13 protein-coding genes are annotated in these 19,172 nt (G+C 36.0%); 3 read left to right on the top strand and 10 right to left on the bottom strand.

What is annotated here, in order from left to right; all coding sequences use genetic code 11:
- Positions 1–88: 88 nt before the first annotated feature.
- The 4 genes from HRT72_01360 to secDF form a co-directional block, all read right to left on the bottom strand.
- Positions 89–2,275 (bottom strand): glutamine synthetase III, encoded by a 2,187-nt coding sequence (locus tag HRT72_01360; GenBank protein NQY66364.1) that lies wholly within the window; start codon positions 2,273–2,275, stop codon positions 89–91.
- A gap of 179 nt (positions 2,276–2,454) precedes the next feature.
- The gene (locus tag HRT72_01355; protein ID NQY66363.1) at positions 2,455–3,405 is read right to left on the bottom strand and encodes a calcium/sodium antiporter; all 951 of its coding nucleotides are present in this window, start codon (positions 3,403–3,405) and stop codon (positions 2,455–2,457) included.
- 58 nt (positions 3,406–3,463) lie between these two features.
- Entirely contained in the window at positions 3,464–3,664 is a 201-nt protein-coding gene (locus HRT72_01350; GenBank protein NQY66362.1) for a twin-arginine translocase TatA/TatE family subunit, read from the bottom strand.
- A 21-nt stretch (positions 3,665–3,685) separates the two neighbouring features.
- On the bottom strand, positions 3,686–6,721 hold the full coding sequence (gene secDF, locus HRT72_01345; protein NQY66361.1) for a protein translocase subunit SecDF: 3,036 nt from the start codon (positions 6,719–6,721) through the stop codon (positions 3,686–3,688).
- Between the two features lie 209 nt (positions 6,722–6,930).
- On the opposite strand from secDF, the gene HRT72_01340 reads away from it, so the two are divergent.
- Positions 6,931–7,545 carry a hypothetical protein gene (locus tag HRT72_01340; protein NQY66360.1) on the top strand — a complete coding sequence of 205 codons (615 nt, stop codon included), beginning with the start codon at positions 6,931–6,933 and terminating at the stop codon, positions 7,543–7,545.
- A gap of 182 nt (positions 7,546–7,727) precedes the next feature.
- On the opposite strand, the gene mdh is transcribed toward HRT72_01340, so the two are convergent.
- Entirely contained in the window at positions 7,728–8,654 is a 927-nt protein-coding gene (gene mdh, locus HRT72_01335; protein NQY66359.1) for a malate dehydrogenase, read from the bottom strand.
- A 303-nt stretch (positions 8,655–8,957) separates the two neighbouring features.
- On the opposite strand from mdh, the gene HRT72_01330 reads away from it, so the two are divergent.
- Positions 8,958–9,542: a sigma-70 family RNA polymerase sigma factor gene (locus HRT72_01330; protein NQY66358.1), complete on the top strand. Its 585-nt coding sequence runs from the start codon at positions 8,958–8,960 to the stop codon at positions 9,540–9,542.
- The gene (locus HRT72_01325) at positions 9,535–10,893 is read left to right on the top strand and encodes a gliding motility-associated C-terminal domain-containing protein (GenBank protein ID NQY66357.1); all 1,359 of its coding nucleotides are present in this window, start codon (positions 9,535–9,537) and stop codon (positions 10,891–10,893) included. The genes HRT72_01330 and HRT72_01325 overlap by 8 nt, the downstream gene beginning before the upstream one ends.
- 103 nt (positions 10,894–10,996) lie before the next feature.
- Here HRT72_01325 and HRT72_01320 read toward each other — a convergent pair whose 3' ends face one another.
- The 5 genes from HRT72_01320 to HRT72_01300 form a co-directional block, all read right to left on the bottom strand.
- Positions 10,997–11,539, bottom strand: coding sequence for an Lrp/AsnC family transcriptional regulator (locus HRT72_01320; GenBank protein ID NQY66356.1), 543 nt, complete (start codon positions 11,537–11,539; stop codon positions 10,997–10,999).
- Between the two features lie 230 nt (positions 11,540–11,769).
- The gene (gyrB, locus tag HRT72_01315; GenBank protein ID NQY66355.1) at positions 11,770–13,740 is read right to left on the bottom strand and encodes a DNA topoisomerase (ATP-hydrolyzing) subunit B; all 1,971 of its coding nucleotides are present in this window, start codon (positions 13,738–13,740) and stop codon (positions 11,770–11,772) included.
- Positions 13,741–13,877: 137 nt separating this feature from the next.
- Positions 13,878–15,557 (bottom strand): TonB-dependent receptor, encoded by a 1,680-nt coding sequence (locus HRT72_01310; GenBank protein NQY66354.1) that lies wholly within the window; start codon positions 15,555–15,557, stop codon positions 13,878–13,880.
- Positions 15,547–18,813, bottom strand: a complete 3,267-nt coding sequence (locus HRT72_01305) for a tetratricopeptide repeat protein (GenBank protein ID NQY66353.1) — start codon at positions 18,811–18,813, stop codon at positions 15,547–15,549. The genes HRT72_01310 and HRT72_01305 overlap by 11 nt, the downstream gene beginning before the upstream one ends.
- A 126-nt stretch (positions 18,814–18,939) precedes the next feature.
- Positions 18,940–19,172 (bottom strand): transposase (locus HRT72_01300; protein ID NQY66352.1); only part of this gene is annotated, 233 nt, incomplete at its 5' end.

Here is a 19,172-nt window from a genome sequence, read left to right as displayed (position 1 = left end):
ATTGAATGCCTGCTATTGGATTATAATAATTTGCGTAAAATTACGATCAGCGCCCAAATACAGGCCAAACTACGAAAACAAGAAACACTTATTTAGTAAACAGCATCTCCCTATATTTTGGCAATGGCCACATTTTGTCATCTACCAAAACCTCCAATTTATCAACGTGACTTCTAATTACTTCAAAAAATGGAATTACTTTTTCACAGTATCCTCTTGCTGACTTACTCGCATTTTCGATTTTATTAATCTTTTTTCTTGCGGCTACCATTAATTCAACATTTTCCTCAATTGCTGTTATATGAGCAGAAATCTTTTCGATTGTTCTTAATTGGCTTGCAGCAGTTGTTTTAAACTTAGTCCCCATTATGTTTTTCAACCCATTAACGTTGTTCACTAACAAGTTTTGATATTCGATTGCAGTCGGGATAATTTGATTTAGTGCTAAATCTCCAATCATCCTAGATTCTATCTGGATTTTTAATTTATAGTTTTCAAGTTCAATCTCATATCTCGCCTCTAATTCAACTTCAGATAAAATCCCAAGCTCTGTGTAAAGCTTTTTAGTTTTATCAGATACCATGGCGTCAAGGGCATGTGGAGTAGTTTTAATATTAGCCAAACCTCTTTTCTCAGCTTCTTTAACCCATTCGTCACCATAGCCATTTCCTTCAAAACGAATCGCTTTCGACTCCACTATATACTTTTTCAAAATCTTCAAGATGGCTTCATCCTTTTTGGTTCCTTTAGCAATTAATGCGTCTACCGATTTTTTAAACTCTTGTAATTGCTTTGCAACGATGGTATTTAAAACAATCATTGATGAAGAACAGTTTGCTTGAGAACCAACTGCTCTTAACTCAAATTTATTTCCTGTAAAAGCAAAAGGAGATGTTCTGTTTCTGTCTGTATTATCTAATAGGATGCTTGGAATCTTTCCGATATCAAGTTTTAAATGTGTCTTATCTTCTGTTGACATTTTATTACCAGAGACTCTTTTCTCTACTTCATCCAAAACTGCACTTAATTCTGTTCCAATAAATACAGACATAATTGCTGGTGGAGCTTCGTTAGCACCTAATCGGTGGTCGTTTCCAGCACTTGTAATACATGCTCTTATCAGGTCACTGTGCTCATGAACTGCCTTAATTGTATTTACAAAGAATGTTAAGAATCGAAGGTTGCTTTTTGGTGTATTGCCTGGACTCAATAAGTTTTCACCTGAATCAGTTGCTAACGACCAGTTATTGTGTTTACCTGAACCGTTCACATTAGCAAAAGGTTTTTCATGCATCAATACTTTAAACTTATGCTTTCTCCCAACAGTCTCAAGAACATCCATCAACAATTGATTGTGATCAACAGCTAAGTTTAACTCTTCAAATATCGGAGCGCATTCAAACTGATTAGGCGCTACTTCATTGTGTCTTGTTTTAACAGGTATTCCTAATCTAATAGCTTCACATTCGAAGTCTTCCATAAACGCCTTAGCTCTTTCAGGGATCGATCCAAAATAATGATCGTCTAACTGTTGACCTTTCGAAGACAAATGACCAAATAATGTTCTTCCAGTAAGGATAATATCTGGTCGTGCATTTGTAAGTGCGTAATCAATTAAAAAATATTCTTGCTCCCAACCGAGAGTAGTAATAACCTTTGACGTTTTTTTATCAAAATATTGACAGACATCGGTTGCTGCTTTATCGATTGCAGAAATGGTTTTAAGTAATGGCGTTTTAAAGTCCAATGCTTCACCTGTATATGCAACAAATACAGTAGGAATACATAACGTTGTGCCCATTACAAAAGCCGGAGATGTTGGATCCCATGCTGTGTAACCACGAGCTTCGAAAGTATTTCTTATTCCACCATTAGGGAAACTAGAAGCATCTGGCTCTTGCTGTACCAATTGTGCTCCACCAAAGTGATCAATTGCTTCACCATCACCAGTTGTTTCAAAAAAACCATCGTGTTTTTCAGCAGTTAATCCAGTTAAAGGTTGAAACCAATGTGTGTAATGTGTAGCACCTTTTGTCATTGCCCAAGTTCTCATTCCCGTTGCAACTTGACCAGCTATCTCTCTATCTAATCTTTTACCTCCAGCTATGGAATGATTCACTTTTTTAAAGATATCGTTTGAAAGATGTTTTTTCATAGATACCTTATTGAATACATTAGCTCCAAACTGCTCTGCTAACGACTCTCCTTGATTCTCTATTATTAGGGGCTCTCTATCCAATATATCTTGTACTGCGCGAAATCTTAATGATGACATAACTTTATTTTTTATGAAATTGATTAATTAGAACAACTTGCACAAAGATATTAATACAATCCGGTTAAATCTGAAGAAATAGCTATTTTCAAAGATACACCCCCTGTTTTTTTCAACAAATCGCTATAAAAACCCATTTTTTTATAACTTACCCCCTTGTTTTCAAGAATAATTTTATTTTACAATAAGTTTACGCTTCTGCAAATCGTAAAAGTCATGAATCCACAATAGCAGGCGAATAATAGGAAACCTTTAATTCTGGATAGACTCATTTTATTCATCATTAATGGAAAAACCAATATTGAAATCCCAACCATCCACGATACATCGTAGAAAAATGCATCAAAAGAAACATCTATTTCCTTAACGGCTGCAGTAATCCCTAGAATGGCTAGAATATTAAACAGGTTAGATCCAATCAAGTTCCCAATCGAGATATCAGATTCTTTTCTAAATGCAGCAACTAAAGAAGTAACCAACTCTGGTAAGCTCGTTCCAAACGACACTATAGTTACTCCGATAAGCTTCTCGTCAACACCTAAGTCCTCTGCAATATTAACAGCCCCTTCCACCAACCAGTCCGCACCAAAGTACAAGCCAACGAATGCTCCAGCAAGATATGATATGTTAATCAACATCTCTTTCTTACCACTTTCTGCTTTTTCAACTTCTACTTCGCCCTTTTGTTCTTTCCTCGATTTCCAAATCATCCACAAAACAATGGAGACAATTAGGAAGACAAATATCCATCCCTCGGTATGACTTAAAACAGAATCTGAAATAAAATAGACAAATAGTAATGTTGCTCCGAACATTAAAGGCCAATCTACCCGAACCGAATTTTTGTCGACCACTACAGGAAAAACAATTGCTGTTAAGCCTAGCACAAGAGCAAGGTTGGCAATATTAGAACCTACAATGTTACCAATACAAATATCTGCGTGGCCATTTAAGGCTGCTTCAAGACTAACAAGTAACTCGGGGGCTGACGTACCAAAGGAAACAACGGTCATCCCTATTACTAGAGAAGAAACTTTCATCTTGCTTGCCAAGTAAACAGCTCCTCTTACAAGAAACTCCCCACTAGCTACGAGCAAACAGAGCCCGCCAAGCAACATTAAGTAATCCATTCTTAGGTAAAATTATTAATGATTATAAGAGAATCAAAACGCTTCCCCAAAGCAGCTTCTAGCTTTTGTTATTATCTTTTTCTTCGGCTCCTTTAGCTATTTCTCTTTTAATATCATTGGTGGCATCTTTTACTTCACGAATGCCTTTTCCAATTCCACGAGCAAGCTCCGGAATCTTCTTAGATCCAAATAATATTAAAACGATTAGAAGAATAACGAATATCTCACCTCCTCCAAAACTAAAAAACAGATATTGCATCCCTGCAAGATAAATCAAAATTTAAGAATTCTTCTTTGATAATTCGTAATAAATTGGAGTGGCAATACAAAGTGAAGAGTAAGTACCAACAACAACACCAATAAGTAGTGCGAAAGAAAATCCTTTTATAACTTCTCCGCCAAACAAGAAGATGGCCAACAACACAACAAAGATTGTAATCGAAGTATTAAAAGTTCTACTTAAAGTATCATTAAGCGCGTTATCAATTAAGTCTGACAAGCCTTTCTTTTTATGCAATTCCAAGTACTCTCTAATTCTGTCAAACACAACCACAGTATCATTGATTGAATAACCAACAACTGTTAATATTGCTGCAATAAATGCTTGATCTATCTCCATTGTAAATGGCATAATTCCGTGCAATAACGAGAAGCACGACATTACAACTAATACATCATGGAATATCGCAACCAAAGCACCCATACCCAATTGCCATTTAAAACCAAACCTACCGTAGATATAAAGGAAGATAATAACTAAAGAGAATACGATTGACCAAACAGCTTTTACTTTAATATCATCAGCAATAGTAGGTCCAACTTTTTGCGAGCTTTGCAAGTAGTCCGATTTAAAAGTTTCGAAACTAACATCAGAACCTATTATAGGAGACAAACCATTATAGACTTTCGTTAAAACGGTTTTCTCAACATCTTCGCTAACATCGTTAATTAAATATTTGGTAGTAATTTTCATCACTTTATCCGAACCAAATGTTTTAACCGAAGGAGCACTCATCAAGTCTGCCGTTAGAACTTTACTAACTTCATCTGATGCTACATCATTCTTGAATTCTATCACATAAGAACGACCTCCACTAAAATCAACTCCTAAATCAAACGGCTCGGCTCTTCCAAGCATTGAAGCTAATCCAGCAATAATAACAACTCCCGAAATCATATAGTAAAGCTTTCGTTTACCTATGAATGAGAATTTAATATTCTTAAAGGCTCCTTCCGTCATTCGCGTTGAAAAGGTAATTTCCTTATTCCTATCTAACATCCAAGTAAAGATCATTCGAGTAATGAAGATTGCTGAGAACATTGAAGTTCCAATACCTACCATTAATGTAAATGCGAATCCTTGAATTGGACCCGAACCGAATATAAATAGTATCGCTCCTGTTAAGAATGTTGTTACGTTCGCATCAATTATAGACGAATATGCTTTTTTATAACCGTCGGAGATCGCCAAATGCAAGCCTTTTCCTGCGGCAAGTTCCTCCCGGATCCTTTCATAGATGAGCACGTTTGCATCAACCGACATACCAATTGTTAAAACGATACCAGCAATTCCTGCCAATGTTAATACAGCAGTAACAGATGACAGAACACCCATTAAGAAGAATATATTGGCAAACAAAGCAACATTTGAAGCTATACCGGCTTTACCATAATAAAAGATCATGTATAACAACACAATGATTAATGCTATTCCAAAAGAACTTACACCATCGTTGATTGCTTTTTCTCCTAACGAAGGCCCAACTATAGCCTCTTCAACCACTTTGGTAGGAGCTGGTAACTTTCCAGCCTCAAGTATATTCGCTAAATCGTCTGCCTCATTTTTACTAAAGTCTCCTGTAATTGACGATATACCATTAGGAATCTCATTAATTACATTTGGAGCAGAGTAAACATGGTTATCTAAAACAATGGCGATACTCTTGCCTTTATTATCCCTGGTAAGCCTTTTCCAAATCTTAGTACCCTCTGGCGACATTACCATTCTAACTTCCGCTTGCGAAGAAAGCTGATCGTACTGTCCGCTTGCACTTTTTATTACGTCACCGCCTAATGGAGCATTCCCTTCTCTGTCCACAACTTTCATAGCATACAGTCTTAGCGCTTTTCCTTTATCATCAAAAGGTTTTACAGCCCATAAAAACTTAGCCGTAGCTGGAAAGATTGCCTTAATTCTTGGCATTCTCAACATTTCATTTACCGCTGCAGTATCTTTAATCAAGCAAATCCCAACCGCAGGCCCACGCACTAATACTTTCTGACCTTGCTCATCCTGCCCTACGTTAGCTGACAGTTTATAAAACAACGGATTATTTTTTTCTCTATCGGCGTCACTCAAAGTAGCATCTTCATCTGTACCACCATCGCCACTAGCAATTTGGTCAAGTAACGATTTCTCTGATGAATCTACCGCTGTTGAATCAGACTTTGCTTCTACAGTTTCTTCGTCATTTCCGTTTGATTCCGTTTCACTACCTGTTTGTAAAGAGTCTGCTCCAGTTTCTTTAATAGTTTCAGCCTTGCCATATCTCGCAAGTTCATCATTAGCCTTTGCTAAAAATGGATATATTTCCTGATTAGTATGCGTCTCCCAGAATTCCAATTTTGCAGTTCCTTGAAGCAATTTCCTAACTCTTTCAGGATCTTTAACTCCTGGTAATTCGATTTGGATTCGTCCTGAAGTACCTAAACGTTGAATATTCGGCTGAGAAACTCCGAACTTATCAATTCTTGTTCTTAACACAAGGAATGATCTTATAATAGCCGCATCGACTTCTCTTTGCAATACTGCAATTACTTCATCATTGGTACTTTCGTACTTGATACGCCCTTGCATTTCTCTCGTACCAAAAATTGAAGGTGAAGCTAATTTTGCCTGAGGATCAATCTGTTCAAATGCTTCTTTAAACAATACAATATAATCGTCTCCTCTTATTTCCTGAAGTTTTGTTGCTGTTACTAATGCTTTTTGAAATGTTTCATCTTGGCTCTTATTTGCCAATGCTTTAAGAATATCAACTACTGATACTTCTAAAGTAACATTCATTCCGCCTTTTAAATCGAGACCTAAGTTAATTTCACTCGTTTTACACTTTGCATAGGTATGATCAAATATGGGATATACCGCTACACTCTTCATTGAGTCGAGGTAATCGGACTCTATTTGGGAATCTCCATTTGCGAACGCTTTTGCATCGTTCTCTACACTATTTACTACCCACGTAAATGACAAATGGTATATACAAACCACTGCTAGTAGGATTGTAAAAATCTGAATTGCTGCCTTATTCTGCATTATAATAATACTTACTCGGTTTTTGGAATCCGCAAATATAAAACAACTAATGATACAATGGTCATTACAGATGCTGCATTATTCATTTATTTCGCGATTAGAAGATTATGCAACACCATTATCAAGGCAATTGTCATTGATTTGCATTTATCTCGAATTGACAAGTACGTAAATATGTTGTATATTTAACCCTCTGAAATCAAATAAACATGAACGTGAAAGCAAATCCAACTAAATGGGGAATCAAATGGGCATTACTAGCTGGACTTATAGCTATTGTAATCCTTCCTGCATGTAAAAAGTGTGACGACGGCAAGGCTAAGTTATTAGTTGCTGTATATCAAGGTACGGTTGATGCATCGAATCTTGTTGATAGTGCTTATGTGAGAATGGCGTGTGGAAAAACGGAGTATCCAGGTGGGTTAGATGATAATTACCATGAATTTTTAACAACAGACTACACTGGTAAGGTAATGTTTGAAGACTTGAGCCGTAACGATTTTTTCTTTTATGGTACAGCCACTGTTCCCACGGAAATTTTAGAATTTAATGCCGACACAAATTGGCTGGTAATGAAAGATGCAAGCTTGTCTCTTTATACCAATGTTTACAATTGGGTATTTTACGATAGCACAATTTCAGAATTAGATGAAAACAAATTAAAATTATATGTAGATCACATATATGAGTACGAAAACATTTCGGGAATTGCTTTAAAGGAAATCACCAATAAGCGAGGTGAACAAACAGTGGCACTTATATTATGTAGTACGCTTTCAGGAACTGCATGTGATGCAGATCCTGACAATGACAAAATACCATAAGTCCCAGTTAAACAGAAACGTAAACCGCTGCACTTGCGTTATGCAGTTGGCTCTCGAACTGCGAAGGATATAGATTCTGACAATCTCACTAATCCAGATTAATACCTTACTAATCTTATTTAAATAAAAAAGGCTTCCAATGGAAGCCTTTTTTATTTAAATTAACTATTATAAGATCGTTATTACATCTTATCTAAAACAGACATTACTTCACGAACTGCAACAGCAGATTCTTCGAGCAACTTAGTTTCTGCTTCGTTTAATTTTAATTCGATGATTTCTTCGATACCATTCTTTCCTAATTTAACAGGAACGCCTAAGTAGATGTCTTTCATTCCATACTCACCTTGCAACCATGCACAAACTGGGAAGATTCGTTTTTGATCTCTAACAATCGCTTCTACCATTTGAGCAGCAGCAGCACCTGGAGCATACCAAGCAGATGTTCCCATAAGGTTAACTAATTCTCCGCCACCTTTTTTCGTTCTATCTACAATAGCTTCTAATTCTGCTTCACTAATCAATTCTGCAACTGGAATACCACCAACAGTAGTATAGCGAGGTAAAGGAACCATTGTATCTCCATGACCACCCATTAACACAGCTTGAATATCCTTAGGAGAAACATCTAACGCTTCGGCCAAGAAAGCTCTATAACGAGCAGTATCTAAAATACCTGCCATCCCGAATACTTTAGAAGAATCAACTTTTGCAGATAAATAAGCACAATAAGTCATTACATCTAACGGGTTTGATACAATAATGATAATTGCATCAGGAGAAGCTGCAATGATATTTTCTGTTACCATTCTAACAATACCAGCATTTGTAGAAATTAAATCATCTCTAGTCATACCTGGTTTTCTAGGAATACCTGAAGTAATTACAACAACATCAGACCCTTCAGTTTTGGTATAATCACTTGTAGAACCGATAATTCTCGAATCATACATATTGATAGGAGCAGTTTGCCACATATCTAAAGATTTACCTTCTGCAAGGCCTTCTTTAATATCTACTAATACTATTTCGTTAGCTAATTCTTTGTGTGCTATTACATTTGCGCATGTTGCACCAACGTTACCAGCACCTACCACAGTTACTTTCATAAAAAAAATAAATTATTCATTAATATTTTAAGGAGGGCTAAAGTATATAAAGAAGATCATACGTTCAAATTATAACAAGAGTTATATAATCAGACCCCTTCAACACAAACCTCTACTACATGGATAGTTACACGGCCTTATTAAAAACAAACGAAGTATTCATGTATCAACAGGCAACCTCGTACAACTATTTCCGTCTTTATTTATGTAATTAAAAATGCAGGTGTATTTTTACAATGAAAAATAACTAACATTACAAGGCAACCATTTGACATATTGAACGACTTATATCTGTAACACAAAATGGGAATTGATCAAAATGCGAAAAAAGAACTTATATCCACTATTAATGGATGTGCCGCAGGAGATCGAGTTTGCCAGAAAAAGATATACACTTTATACTACCAGAAGATGATGGGAGTTTGCTTAAGATATTCGAAAGACCAGGATGAAGCCAAAGACATTTTACATGATGGCTTTCTGAAAGTTTTTGATAGTGTCCATAAATATAATTTCAAAGGCTCCTTTGAAGGTTGGGTAAGAAGAATAATAGTGAACACAACTGTGGACTTTTTCCGTAAGAACAAAATAAAATCTAAAAGTCTGGATTACGAAGCAGATATTCTGGACTTAGAAAGCTGGAATGAACAGGATGATACTAGCATGTTCAATCAGTTTAACATGCAGGAAGTAATGGCTGAAATACAAAATTTATCGCCGGCATACCGAACTGTTTTCAATATGTTCGTATTAGAAGAGTATTCGCATAAAGAAATAGCAGATCAATTAGGAATAAGTGTTAACGCATCGAAATCTAATTTATCTAAAGCAAAAATTAATTTAAGGAAAGTTTTCCTTGAAAAGTTAGCAGTAAAAAGTAATGGATAGTAGAAACACATACGATTCTTTCGATAAATTTATTAAGGATGGCCTTGATAATATCGAAGTTCCATATGATGAAGGAGTTTGGGACAGAGTAGAACAGTCGTTAGATAAAAACGCTCAAGACACTCCTGAAAAAGGGAACAACACGATTAAGTACATCAGCACAATTGCAGGTGCAGCAGTAATTGTTGGTGCAATTATGTTTTCGTCATCTTCAGATGAGACAAGCATTAAAACGGATTCAATTGTTGCTAAGGAAGTTATTACTAATAACGAATCTGCGAAACCCGAAAAGAACTCGGGCCACGCGGCTGCAGTTGCTACGCAATACAAAGAAGTTAGTACCGAAAAATTATTAAAAGCAAACAAAACACCTATATCGTCAGATTCGGATAAATCTGAAGCTAAAGAAACCGCTTCTTTAAGTGATGTAAATACTCCTTCAACAAATTATATTTCTCAAGAAGAAAAAGCACTTGCAACCGAAACACAATCTGATGCGATTGCAAATAGTCCTAGCCCTGAAAGATCACCTAACATCACACCTGCTGTAGCTATAGATGCGGTAAATGCCGACAAAAACATCTGTGATCTACATTTAGAGGACACAAATTTATGTCAGGGTGAGAAGAAAACTTACCACATCAACATAGATGATACGGAAGCTAGATTCCTATGGAAATTTAGCGATGGAAATTCATACAACAATGCATCTCCTACTCACGTGTTTAACCAAAGTGGTAATAGCAAGGTAACATTAATCATTATGCCTAATAACCGTAAAGCATGTCCGGCAATCGTGCAAAACGTTGATGTATTCCCAACACCTCAAGTACGTTTCACTTTCGAAAGCAATAGTAGCAACTCCAGCATTCAGTTTAAAAACTTAACTACTGGTGGAGCTACAGAATATTCATGGGACTTTGCGGATGGCAACACTTCAACTTTAGAAAATCCTAAAAACTTGTTTGAAGTGGAGGATGAATACCCAGTAACTCTAAAAGCTACTAATGATTACCTCTGCTCGAGCGAGATGGTGTATAAAATAAACATTCAAGAAGGCTTTATAGTGTCGGCTATTAGACAATTTAGCCCAAATAGTGATGGCTTTTTAGACTCTTTTAAACCAGATTTATCTAATAGTAATGTGAGAGATTACAAATTAGAAATCCACGATACGTCAGGTAAGTTAATCTGGTCCACAATCAATCCAGACGAAAGCTGGGATGGATTAACAGGATTAGAGAACCTATCGTCTCACAACAACACTTTCTTATGGCGATTAACTGCTGTTAGCGAAGATGGCGTACAAGTAGACGTACCAGGATCTGTAAGAATTATGAGTAATCAATAACTCATTAAGGAATGATAATAACCAGGAAACTAATTAAGCTCGGTTTCTGACCAAAAAAAAAGGGATCAATCGATCCCTTTTTTACTTTCTTATAGATGGTTTCTTATAATGGATTTATCTCCAAATTAAAGAAATCATAATCAACACCTTTCGATTTTTCGAACATTTCAGCGTCCATCCAACCACTAAGAGGAATTGCTGTTGTAGCTTTAATTTCTGCTGTTACAAAAGCAGTTTCTACCTTTCCAACATTCTCAATACCTGCTACTTTATTTTCCATAAAGTCTCTAAATTCTGTCATGTCCTCAACGATTACCTTAATTAAGTAATCAGATCTTCCAGAAATCACATAACACTCCATCACCTCATTAAAAGTGATTACTTGCTTAGCAAATTCCCATGCAAAATCTCGCCGATGTTCCTTTAACGAAACAGAGATATAGGTTACTATTTTCTTATCTAGTTTATTTCTATCAATTAAAGCAACATAATCCTTGATGTAACCAAATCGCTCTAACTTTTTCACTCTCTCAAAAACAGGAGTTGTAGATAAGCTAAGCTTTGCTGAAAGCTCCTTATTTGTAATCCTCGCATCCATTTGCAATAAATCTAGGATTCTGAGATCGATCGTATCTAACTTCTTCATTTACTGTCTTATTTTTACTTTCTCTTACAAAACGCGCAAACTATCGAAAACCCTTTTCAATGCACTATTGAGCGCTTAGTAACTAATTGTAAAGATAGAATATTTTTCTATGATATCAGTTTATTTTTCTACAATAATAACGATGCAAGGAACATACTACATGCAAAAAATGGGCTTAGCTATTGCTAAACCCATTTAACCTTGTTCCTTACCGAATAAGACTCCTAACGTTATGCGTCGATATTTGCGTATTTGGCGTTTTGTTCAATAAACTCTCTTCTTGGTGGCACTTCATCTCCCATAAGCATAGAGAAGATTCTATCTGCCTCAGAACCACTGTCGATTGTAACTTGTCTTAATGTTCTTGCTTCAGGATCCATAGTTGTATACCACAATTGCTCTGCAGTCATCTCACCAAGACCTTTGTAACGTTGAATATGAACACCTCCCCCCTCTTTTGTAGAGCCTTTAGACATTTTCATAACCATTTCGTCACGCTGAGCATCATTCCAGCAATACTGTAGCTCTTTACCTTTCTTCACCGAATATAAAGGCGGAGTAGCAATGTATACATATCCATTTTCAATTAAGTCTCTCATGTAACGGAAAAAGAAAGTCATAATTAATGTAGAGATGTGACTACCATCAACATCGGCATCACACATGATGATGATTTTGTGATATCTCAATTTTGCGAGATTCAAAGCCTTACTATCTTCCTCGGTTCCGATGGAAACACCTAAAGCAGTAAATATATTTTTAATCTCTTCGCTCTCATAAATTTTGTGTGGCATTGCTTTCTCCACATTCAAAATCTTACCTCTTAGCGGTAAAATAGCTTGAGTTCTTCTGTCTCTACCCTGTTTTGCAGTTCCACCTGCCGAATCTCCCTCAACAAGGTACAACTCACATAACGAAGGATCTTTTTCAGAGCAATCAGAAAGCTTTCCTGGTAAACCAGAACCCGTAAGTACGCTTTTACGCTGCACCATCTCTCTAGCTTTCTTAGCAGCATTTCTTGCAGTAGCAGCAATGATAATTTTCTGAACTATCACCTTAGCTTCATTTGGATGCTCTTCAAGGTAATTATTAAGCATTTCACTTACCGCTTGATCAACAGCTCCAGACACCTCTGAATTACCCAATTTAGTTTTGGTTTGACCTTCAAATTGAGGCTCTGCAACTTTAACCGAAATAATTGCAGTTAACCCTTCTCTAAAGTCATCACCACCAATCTCGATTTTCAGTTTACTAAGCATACCCGATTTATCCGCATAGTTTTTTAACGTTCGGGTTAATGCTCTTCTAAAACCAGCTAAATGCGTACCACCTTCCTGTGTATTGATGTTATTTACATACGAATGCAGGTTTTCACTATACGTGTTATTGTATTGCATCGCAACTTCAACAGGAATCCCATTTTTCTCACCCGACATCCAGATTACGTCTTCTATTAACGATTCACGCGTTGCATCTAAAAAAGAAACAAATTCTGGTAATCCTGCTTCCGAATAAAATGTAGTGGTAATATCATTCCCTTCATCGTCTTTTCTTCTTAAATCTGTAAGAATTAAAGTAATCCCTTTGTTCAAGTAACCAAGTTCACGAAGTCTTGCAGCAAGCGTATCAAATTGATACTCTACTTTATCAAAAATTGTATCATCTGGCATAAAAGTAACATGAGTACCAGTCTTGCCTGTAGTACCAATTTCTTTCACATCCTCCTGTGGCTTTCCAGTCTTGTAATTTTGTTCAAATACTTTTCCTCCTCTATGAACTGTAACGTTCATATCAATCGATAGTGCATTCACGCAAGAAACACCAACCCCGTGTAATCCACCAGAAACTTTATAACTGTCTTTATCGAATTTACCACCTGCGTGAAGAACAGTCATTACCACCTCTAAGGCAGATCTTCCTTCTTTAGCATGCATATCGGTAGGAATCCCTCTACCATTATCCTTAACGGTAATTGAGTTGTCCACATTAATAAAAACTTCAATATGGTCACAGTGTCCTGCAAGCGCCTCATCAATAGAGTTATCTACAACTTCGTACACCAAATGGTGAAGTCCTTTCACTCCAACATCGCCAATGTACATGGCAGGTCTTTTTCTAACTGCTTCTAGACCTTCTAATACTTGTATACTGTCTGCTGAATAATCAGCATTATCACCTGATTTACTAGTTGAATCACTCATTTTTTATTGATAGGAATTATGTTTATTTCAAACTCTTACAAAGATAAAAAAACAGGGTATCTTAAACGGTCGAAAACTCCATTAAAACCTATATTGTTATTAACAATTAGAGCAGGGTTATCAACTATTTAAAAACCCTAAAAAGAGAAGGAGAATCCACCTAGTACATTGAAACCAAATCGAGGGTAGCCATACCACCTATTGTATTTCTTGGAAGAAAGGTTATTCAGTCGTAAGAAAGCCGAAAGGCGTGAAGAATAATTATACTCGACACCTAAGTTAAAATCAGCAAAAGCGTCCATTTCGAGTGGTATCTCTTGACCTAAATCAAAATCACGACCAATTAACCCATCAAGCATATAAACCTCTATAAGCGCCTTAAATTTGTCTTTCAGTTTATATTCCAACATCAAAGACACATCCCAAACCGGTAAATGCCAAGCAGCCTTTAAATTATCCATCTGATAGCTGTTGTAAATTGTTTTTTGAGACATTTTCAATTTATTAGAAATTTCATAACCCAATTCAAGCTTTGCGGATAATGTGGTAACCGTATCGTACACCAAATTAAAATAGTTGAAAGCGTTATCCGTAGTATCTTGAACAAACAATGCTCTCGTATTCGTTTTTTTCCAAGAACCTTGTACATCGTAAGATATACTTGAGCTTAACGTGCCCTTAAACCCTATGTATCCAAATAACTCTTCGGAGTTTCTTAAATCCAAATTTGGTGATACAAATGGATTATTATCAACAGACCCTTTATAACCAGCTCTTTTAACAGAACCGGCAATGCCTACATAAGGAATAAATATGTTGTCGACAATGTTGTAACTAAAATTCACTTTCGGGTAAACTTTAATATTTGCAGCATCCCCTTGATGACTCACAACAAAAAACCTACCTCCCAATTCCATTCTCATGTTATCATGCGTAAGCACAGCAACAGCATCTACATTTACAATTGTATTAACAGAAGTATCTCCTTCCGATTTATAACCATACGATTTCAATCCTATCGAAACTTTCCCGGTTGCAGACGAAGTTACTGGAGTAACCATGTAAGCATCAAAATCAATTATATTTTCTAGAGATTTATTAAGGTTATTTGTTAAAAGGCTGCTAAAGTTGATGTATTCAATATTCACACCTAAGTTTAACTTAGCCGAATCTTCATGAAACGTTTTAAAACCTACATTACCACCAAATTGATTGTATCGTTGATTCAAATCAACGTCAAGCCCTAACATTTCAAAATTCCTAGACTTGTAATAATCATATCCATCCATCGAATAAGCCAACCCTCCACTTAGGGTATGTTTTTTATTGATGAATTTTTTACCAAATACTTCTACATTAGAATTACTGAATTGATTAAAGTCTTTGCCGTTACTAGAGAAATGATGCAATTTAGAACCAACCGAATAGTTTTTATCTCTTACACTGGCATAACTCGCATCCAAAAACACACTGGCATGATTTCCTCCTGCAAGTTGTACGAAACCATTGTACAATTTCGCCACGGGGCCAGCTCCTCCTATTCTTGCAGCTTGAATAGGCATTACTTTTACCTTAATATCTTTCTTCTTATTCAAGAAGTCATATTTCAAGTTTACGATTGTTTTCAAAGAATCCGTTATCGACGGATAATCATTGAATTTTTGGGCGTCGGTTATAATAGCTTCATAATCCACCACTATAATAACATTTTCATTGCCTATCCCATCTTTATCTTTTGCCTTTTCCTGCGCCAATAGCACATCAGACATTGATACCAATAACAATAACAGCAATATGTATGCAAAGTTACTCTTCATCTTTACCATTGTTCTCTTCGCTATTCTCCTCTTCTACTTTTTCTTTTTCGTCCTCTACCTTTTCTTTGTTCTTCTCTTTTTCTTTACCCTTCTCTTTTTCTCCGTCCTTGTCTTTTTCAGGTTTGATTACGTCTTCTTGTTCCTGCTCATCAGATTCATCGATTACCATTTCTGTTTTCTCTCTATTCTCCTCTAGCTCTTTCTCTTTTGCTATTCGTGCTTGTTCTTCTGCTTCAACAATTTCTAACAATCTAATTTCTGCTGTCGAAACCAATACAGAATCCTGTGACTTTTCAATTATACTTTGTAAAATGTGCTTAGCTTGAAAAGCGTCGTCTTTTTTTGCATAGATTTCTGCTAACAATATCATCCCCTTCGAAATCCAGAAATCATAAGAAGGAACTTGATATACCAATTCTGTTATAGAAGCTTCCGCAGAATCCAATTCGTTTTGCAAATACTGAATATATGCCACATGGTATTGTGCTTCGGCACCCTTTTCTGTTTTAAACTTAGTCGTTACATGTTTGAATTCGATAATTGCTGTAACAAGATCCTCTAAAGCAAAAGCCGATTTAGCAATTACAAAATGGCATTCTTCAACCAATTTATCATCTACGTTTTCGGCACTTAAAAGAACCCTCGCTTTTTCGATTGCAGTGGTGTACTCCTTCAATTTAAAGTTTATCCGCATCTGGCCAATTACAGCAGCTAGTACATTTTCTGGATATTCTGATATCGACTCTAATCTGATGTATTGATCTTTTGCTTCATTAAAGTATTTCAATTCCATATTAATATCTGCGCTTCGTCGCAATGCCTTTTCATAAAACTTGGTGCGCCCTCTACTTAAAACATAAGTATAACCTGTTAATGCCTTTACAAGCTCACTCCTTCTCACGAAGCATTCAGATCGATAAAACTGAGCTTGCAACATAAATACACCAGATGGGAAACCCGATAGATAATTACCAAAATCTAATATTGCCTTTTCACAATCCCCTTCAATGTATCCATTCTCTGCTGCATGATATGTTGCAGAATCAAGTCTTGACGGAGGCACGTCTTTACCTATGTTTTTCAAATAAGTCATCCAGCCATCAATATTACTATTGGCTATATAGATCTTTTCAATTCCGTCAAATGCAATCTTCGCTTCTGGCGTTTCCGGATAATCAGCTGCTATTTGCTTATATAATTTAATTGCTTCGTCGTCTTTATTATTGTTAAAATCGATTACAGCTATTTTCAGCAACGACTTTTTCACATAGCTACTAGTAGGGTATTCCGCTACAACCTTTTCAAAATACGATTGAGCCTCTTCTGTTTTATTCATGATCATTAGGCTGCTCGCCAGTTGAAATTTAACATCATCAATCCAAATAGATTTTTCATATTTACCTATCATCGATTCTAACAAAGCTATTTTCTCATCAAATTTCCTTAGGATGCCAAGAGCCATCGATTTCTGAAACACAGTATATGCTTCATCTTGTATCCCAAAATGTAATGCCAGATTATAGTAATCAATTGCATTGTGTCCATCCTTAGCAATAAAATAGCTATCTCCTATCCTTAAATAAGCATCAGAAATAATCTGCCTGTTGTTCGTATCTGCTTTCTTTGTGAATTGTCGTAGTCTTAAAATTGCCGAAGCGTAATCTTTTTTCTGAAAGAAAGCATAACCCTGGTTGTAATGTGCTTTTACAAACTCGTCAGAACTGGCAGCACCAGGTACTTTATAAAACACTTCGTATTCGCTAATACACTCCTCATATCTCTCCAATGCAAAATGCGCTTCAGCTTTCCAAAAATGAGCTCTCAGGTTAATCGATTTATCTAACGGATATATGAGCGCCTTTTCAAAATGAACAATCGACTTTTTTAGTTCATTGTTATTATAAAGATCGATCCCTCTATTGTAGGCCAACATTTGATAGGCTTGTTGAAGTTTAATATCCTTATCTCTAACTTCTTGCTTTACTTTTTCTAATGATTGTAATGCGAGCTTATAATTATTTGTTGTTAAATAAGCACTAACCATATACTCGTATGCCTTGGTAACCTTTGTAGATTTAGGATATTGTTCGATAAAGTCTTGAAATGCAGATATCGCCTCTTGAAAAGGATTGTATTTGTGCTCGTACGACAATTTCGCAAAGTTAAAGAGGGCGTCTTCCCTTATTTTATCATCAAATTTTAATTTAGTACAGGCACTAAAAGAGTTTCTAGCAAACTTCTTGTTATCTAATTTTATATAACAAGCAGCCATATGGTAATGACTAAACTGAGTAAGACTGTCTTTTTCGTAAACCAATTTCTTAAAGTTTACGATGGCCTCTTTATAATGAGCATTTTTATAATAAGCAAAACCCAATTGATAATAATCTTGTCGAGTTATTTTATTGGTAAGCTTTAAAAACTTCTCAAAATAAGGCGCTGCGTTTTTATAATCTCCCGATTTATAATACGAATCGGCGATTAAACGCGAAATATCTGCCGACCTTTTAGGTTTCGATGTATCAAGCAACCTAGGTGCATAAGTAAGCACGTCATCAAATTTTTCTTGGAGGTAATAAATTTGAGTGATGTAATAAGGTACAATTTTCTTGAAGTGCTTATCCGTGGTTAATTTTTTAAATTCAATTAACGCAGTCTCATACTTCTTGGCTATATAAGAAAGGTGGCCGTAATAATAAATGGCAAGCGGTGTGTATTTGGTATCGGCATTTTTAATTTCGAAGAAAGACGCCTTCGCATTTTCATGATCTCTTTGTTTGAAATAGCTGTACCCTTTTTTGAAATGGTATTCTGCTATCTCTTCATTGTTTAGCTTTAAAACATCAACCTTACTAAACCATGCAATTGCATCTTTAAATTTCCGAGTACGGTATTTAAGGCATCCCATTATAAACCGAACCTTTTCAACTTTAGGATTCTCGGGGTGACTATTTAAAAACTCCAATAATAATTGTTCGGCATCACGATTAAACAATTCGTAAGCACACAATGCTTCATAATATTCAGCTTCTTGTTTTTGAAGCGAATTATTATTCTCGCCGTATGACTTAATTGCTTTTTCAAAACCTTTTTGAGCAACCACATACTTTTTATGATCGAAAAGGACTTTGGCTTCGTTGAATTTATAATTCTCGCTTTGAAACACTTCAGTTTTCTGACCAAAGGCTTGATCTGGAAAAAGATTAAACGAAAGAATACACAGCGTAAGGGCTGTTCCGATAATAGCACGAATCATAAGCCAAAATTAGCTATTAAAGAAGGGATGGAATTACTAACACCTTCAAGTTATCAACTCGGCGTTGTTAAAACATATTTATCTATTTCCTTTAATATTTCGGTCTATTTAACAGGGCAAACGCATCTAATTTTTCATAACCTTACGTAAATACTCGTTATCCCAACCTGCCATTTTTCTTTTTGCCTTAACCCCAATCTTTGCGTCATCCTTCTTTAGCAAGTTCAGTGCTATCCTGTTAATTGTCGAATAATTTTCTGCGGCATGCCCCGTTCTTTTTCTACTTAAATCCTCATTAAAAGCAACATCGAGCACCCAATGAACTTTATTTTCAATTCCCCAATGCTTTCTAACTCCTA

The organism is Flavobacteriales bacterium (assembly GCA_013214975.1).
Taxonomy (GTDB): domain Bacteria; phylum Bacteroidota; class Bacteroidia; order DT-38; family DT-38; genus DT-38.
The sequence above is the reverse complement of the archived record's forward strand: the minus strand, read 5'-3'. Positions and strand labels throughout refer to the sequence as shown.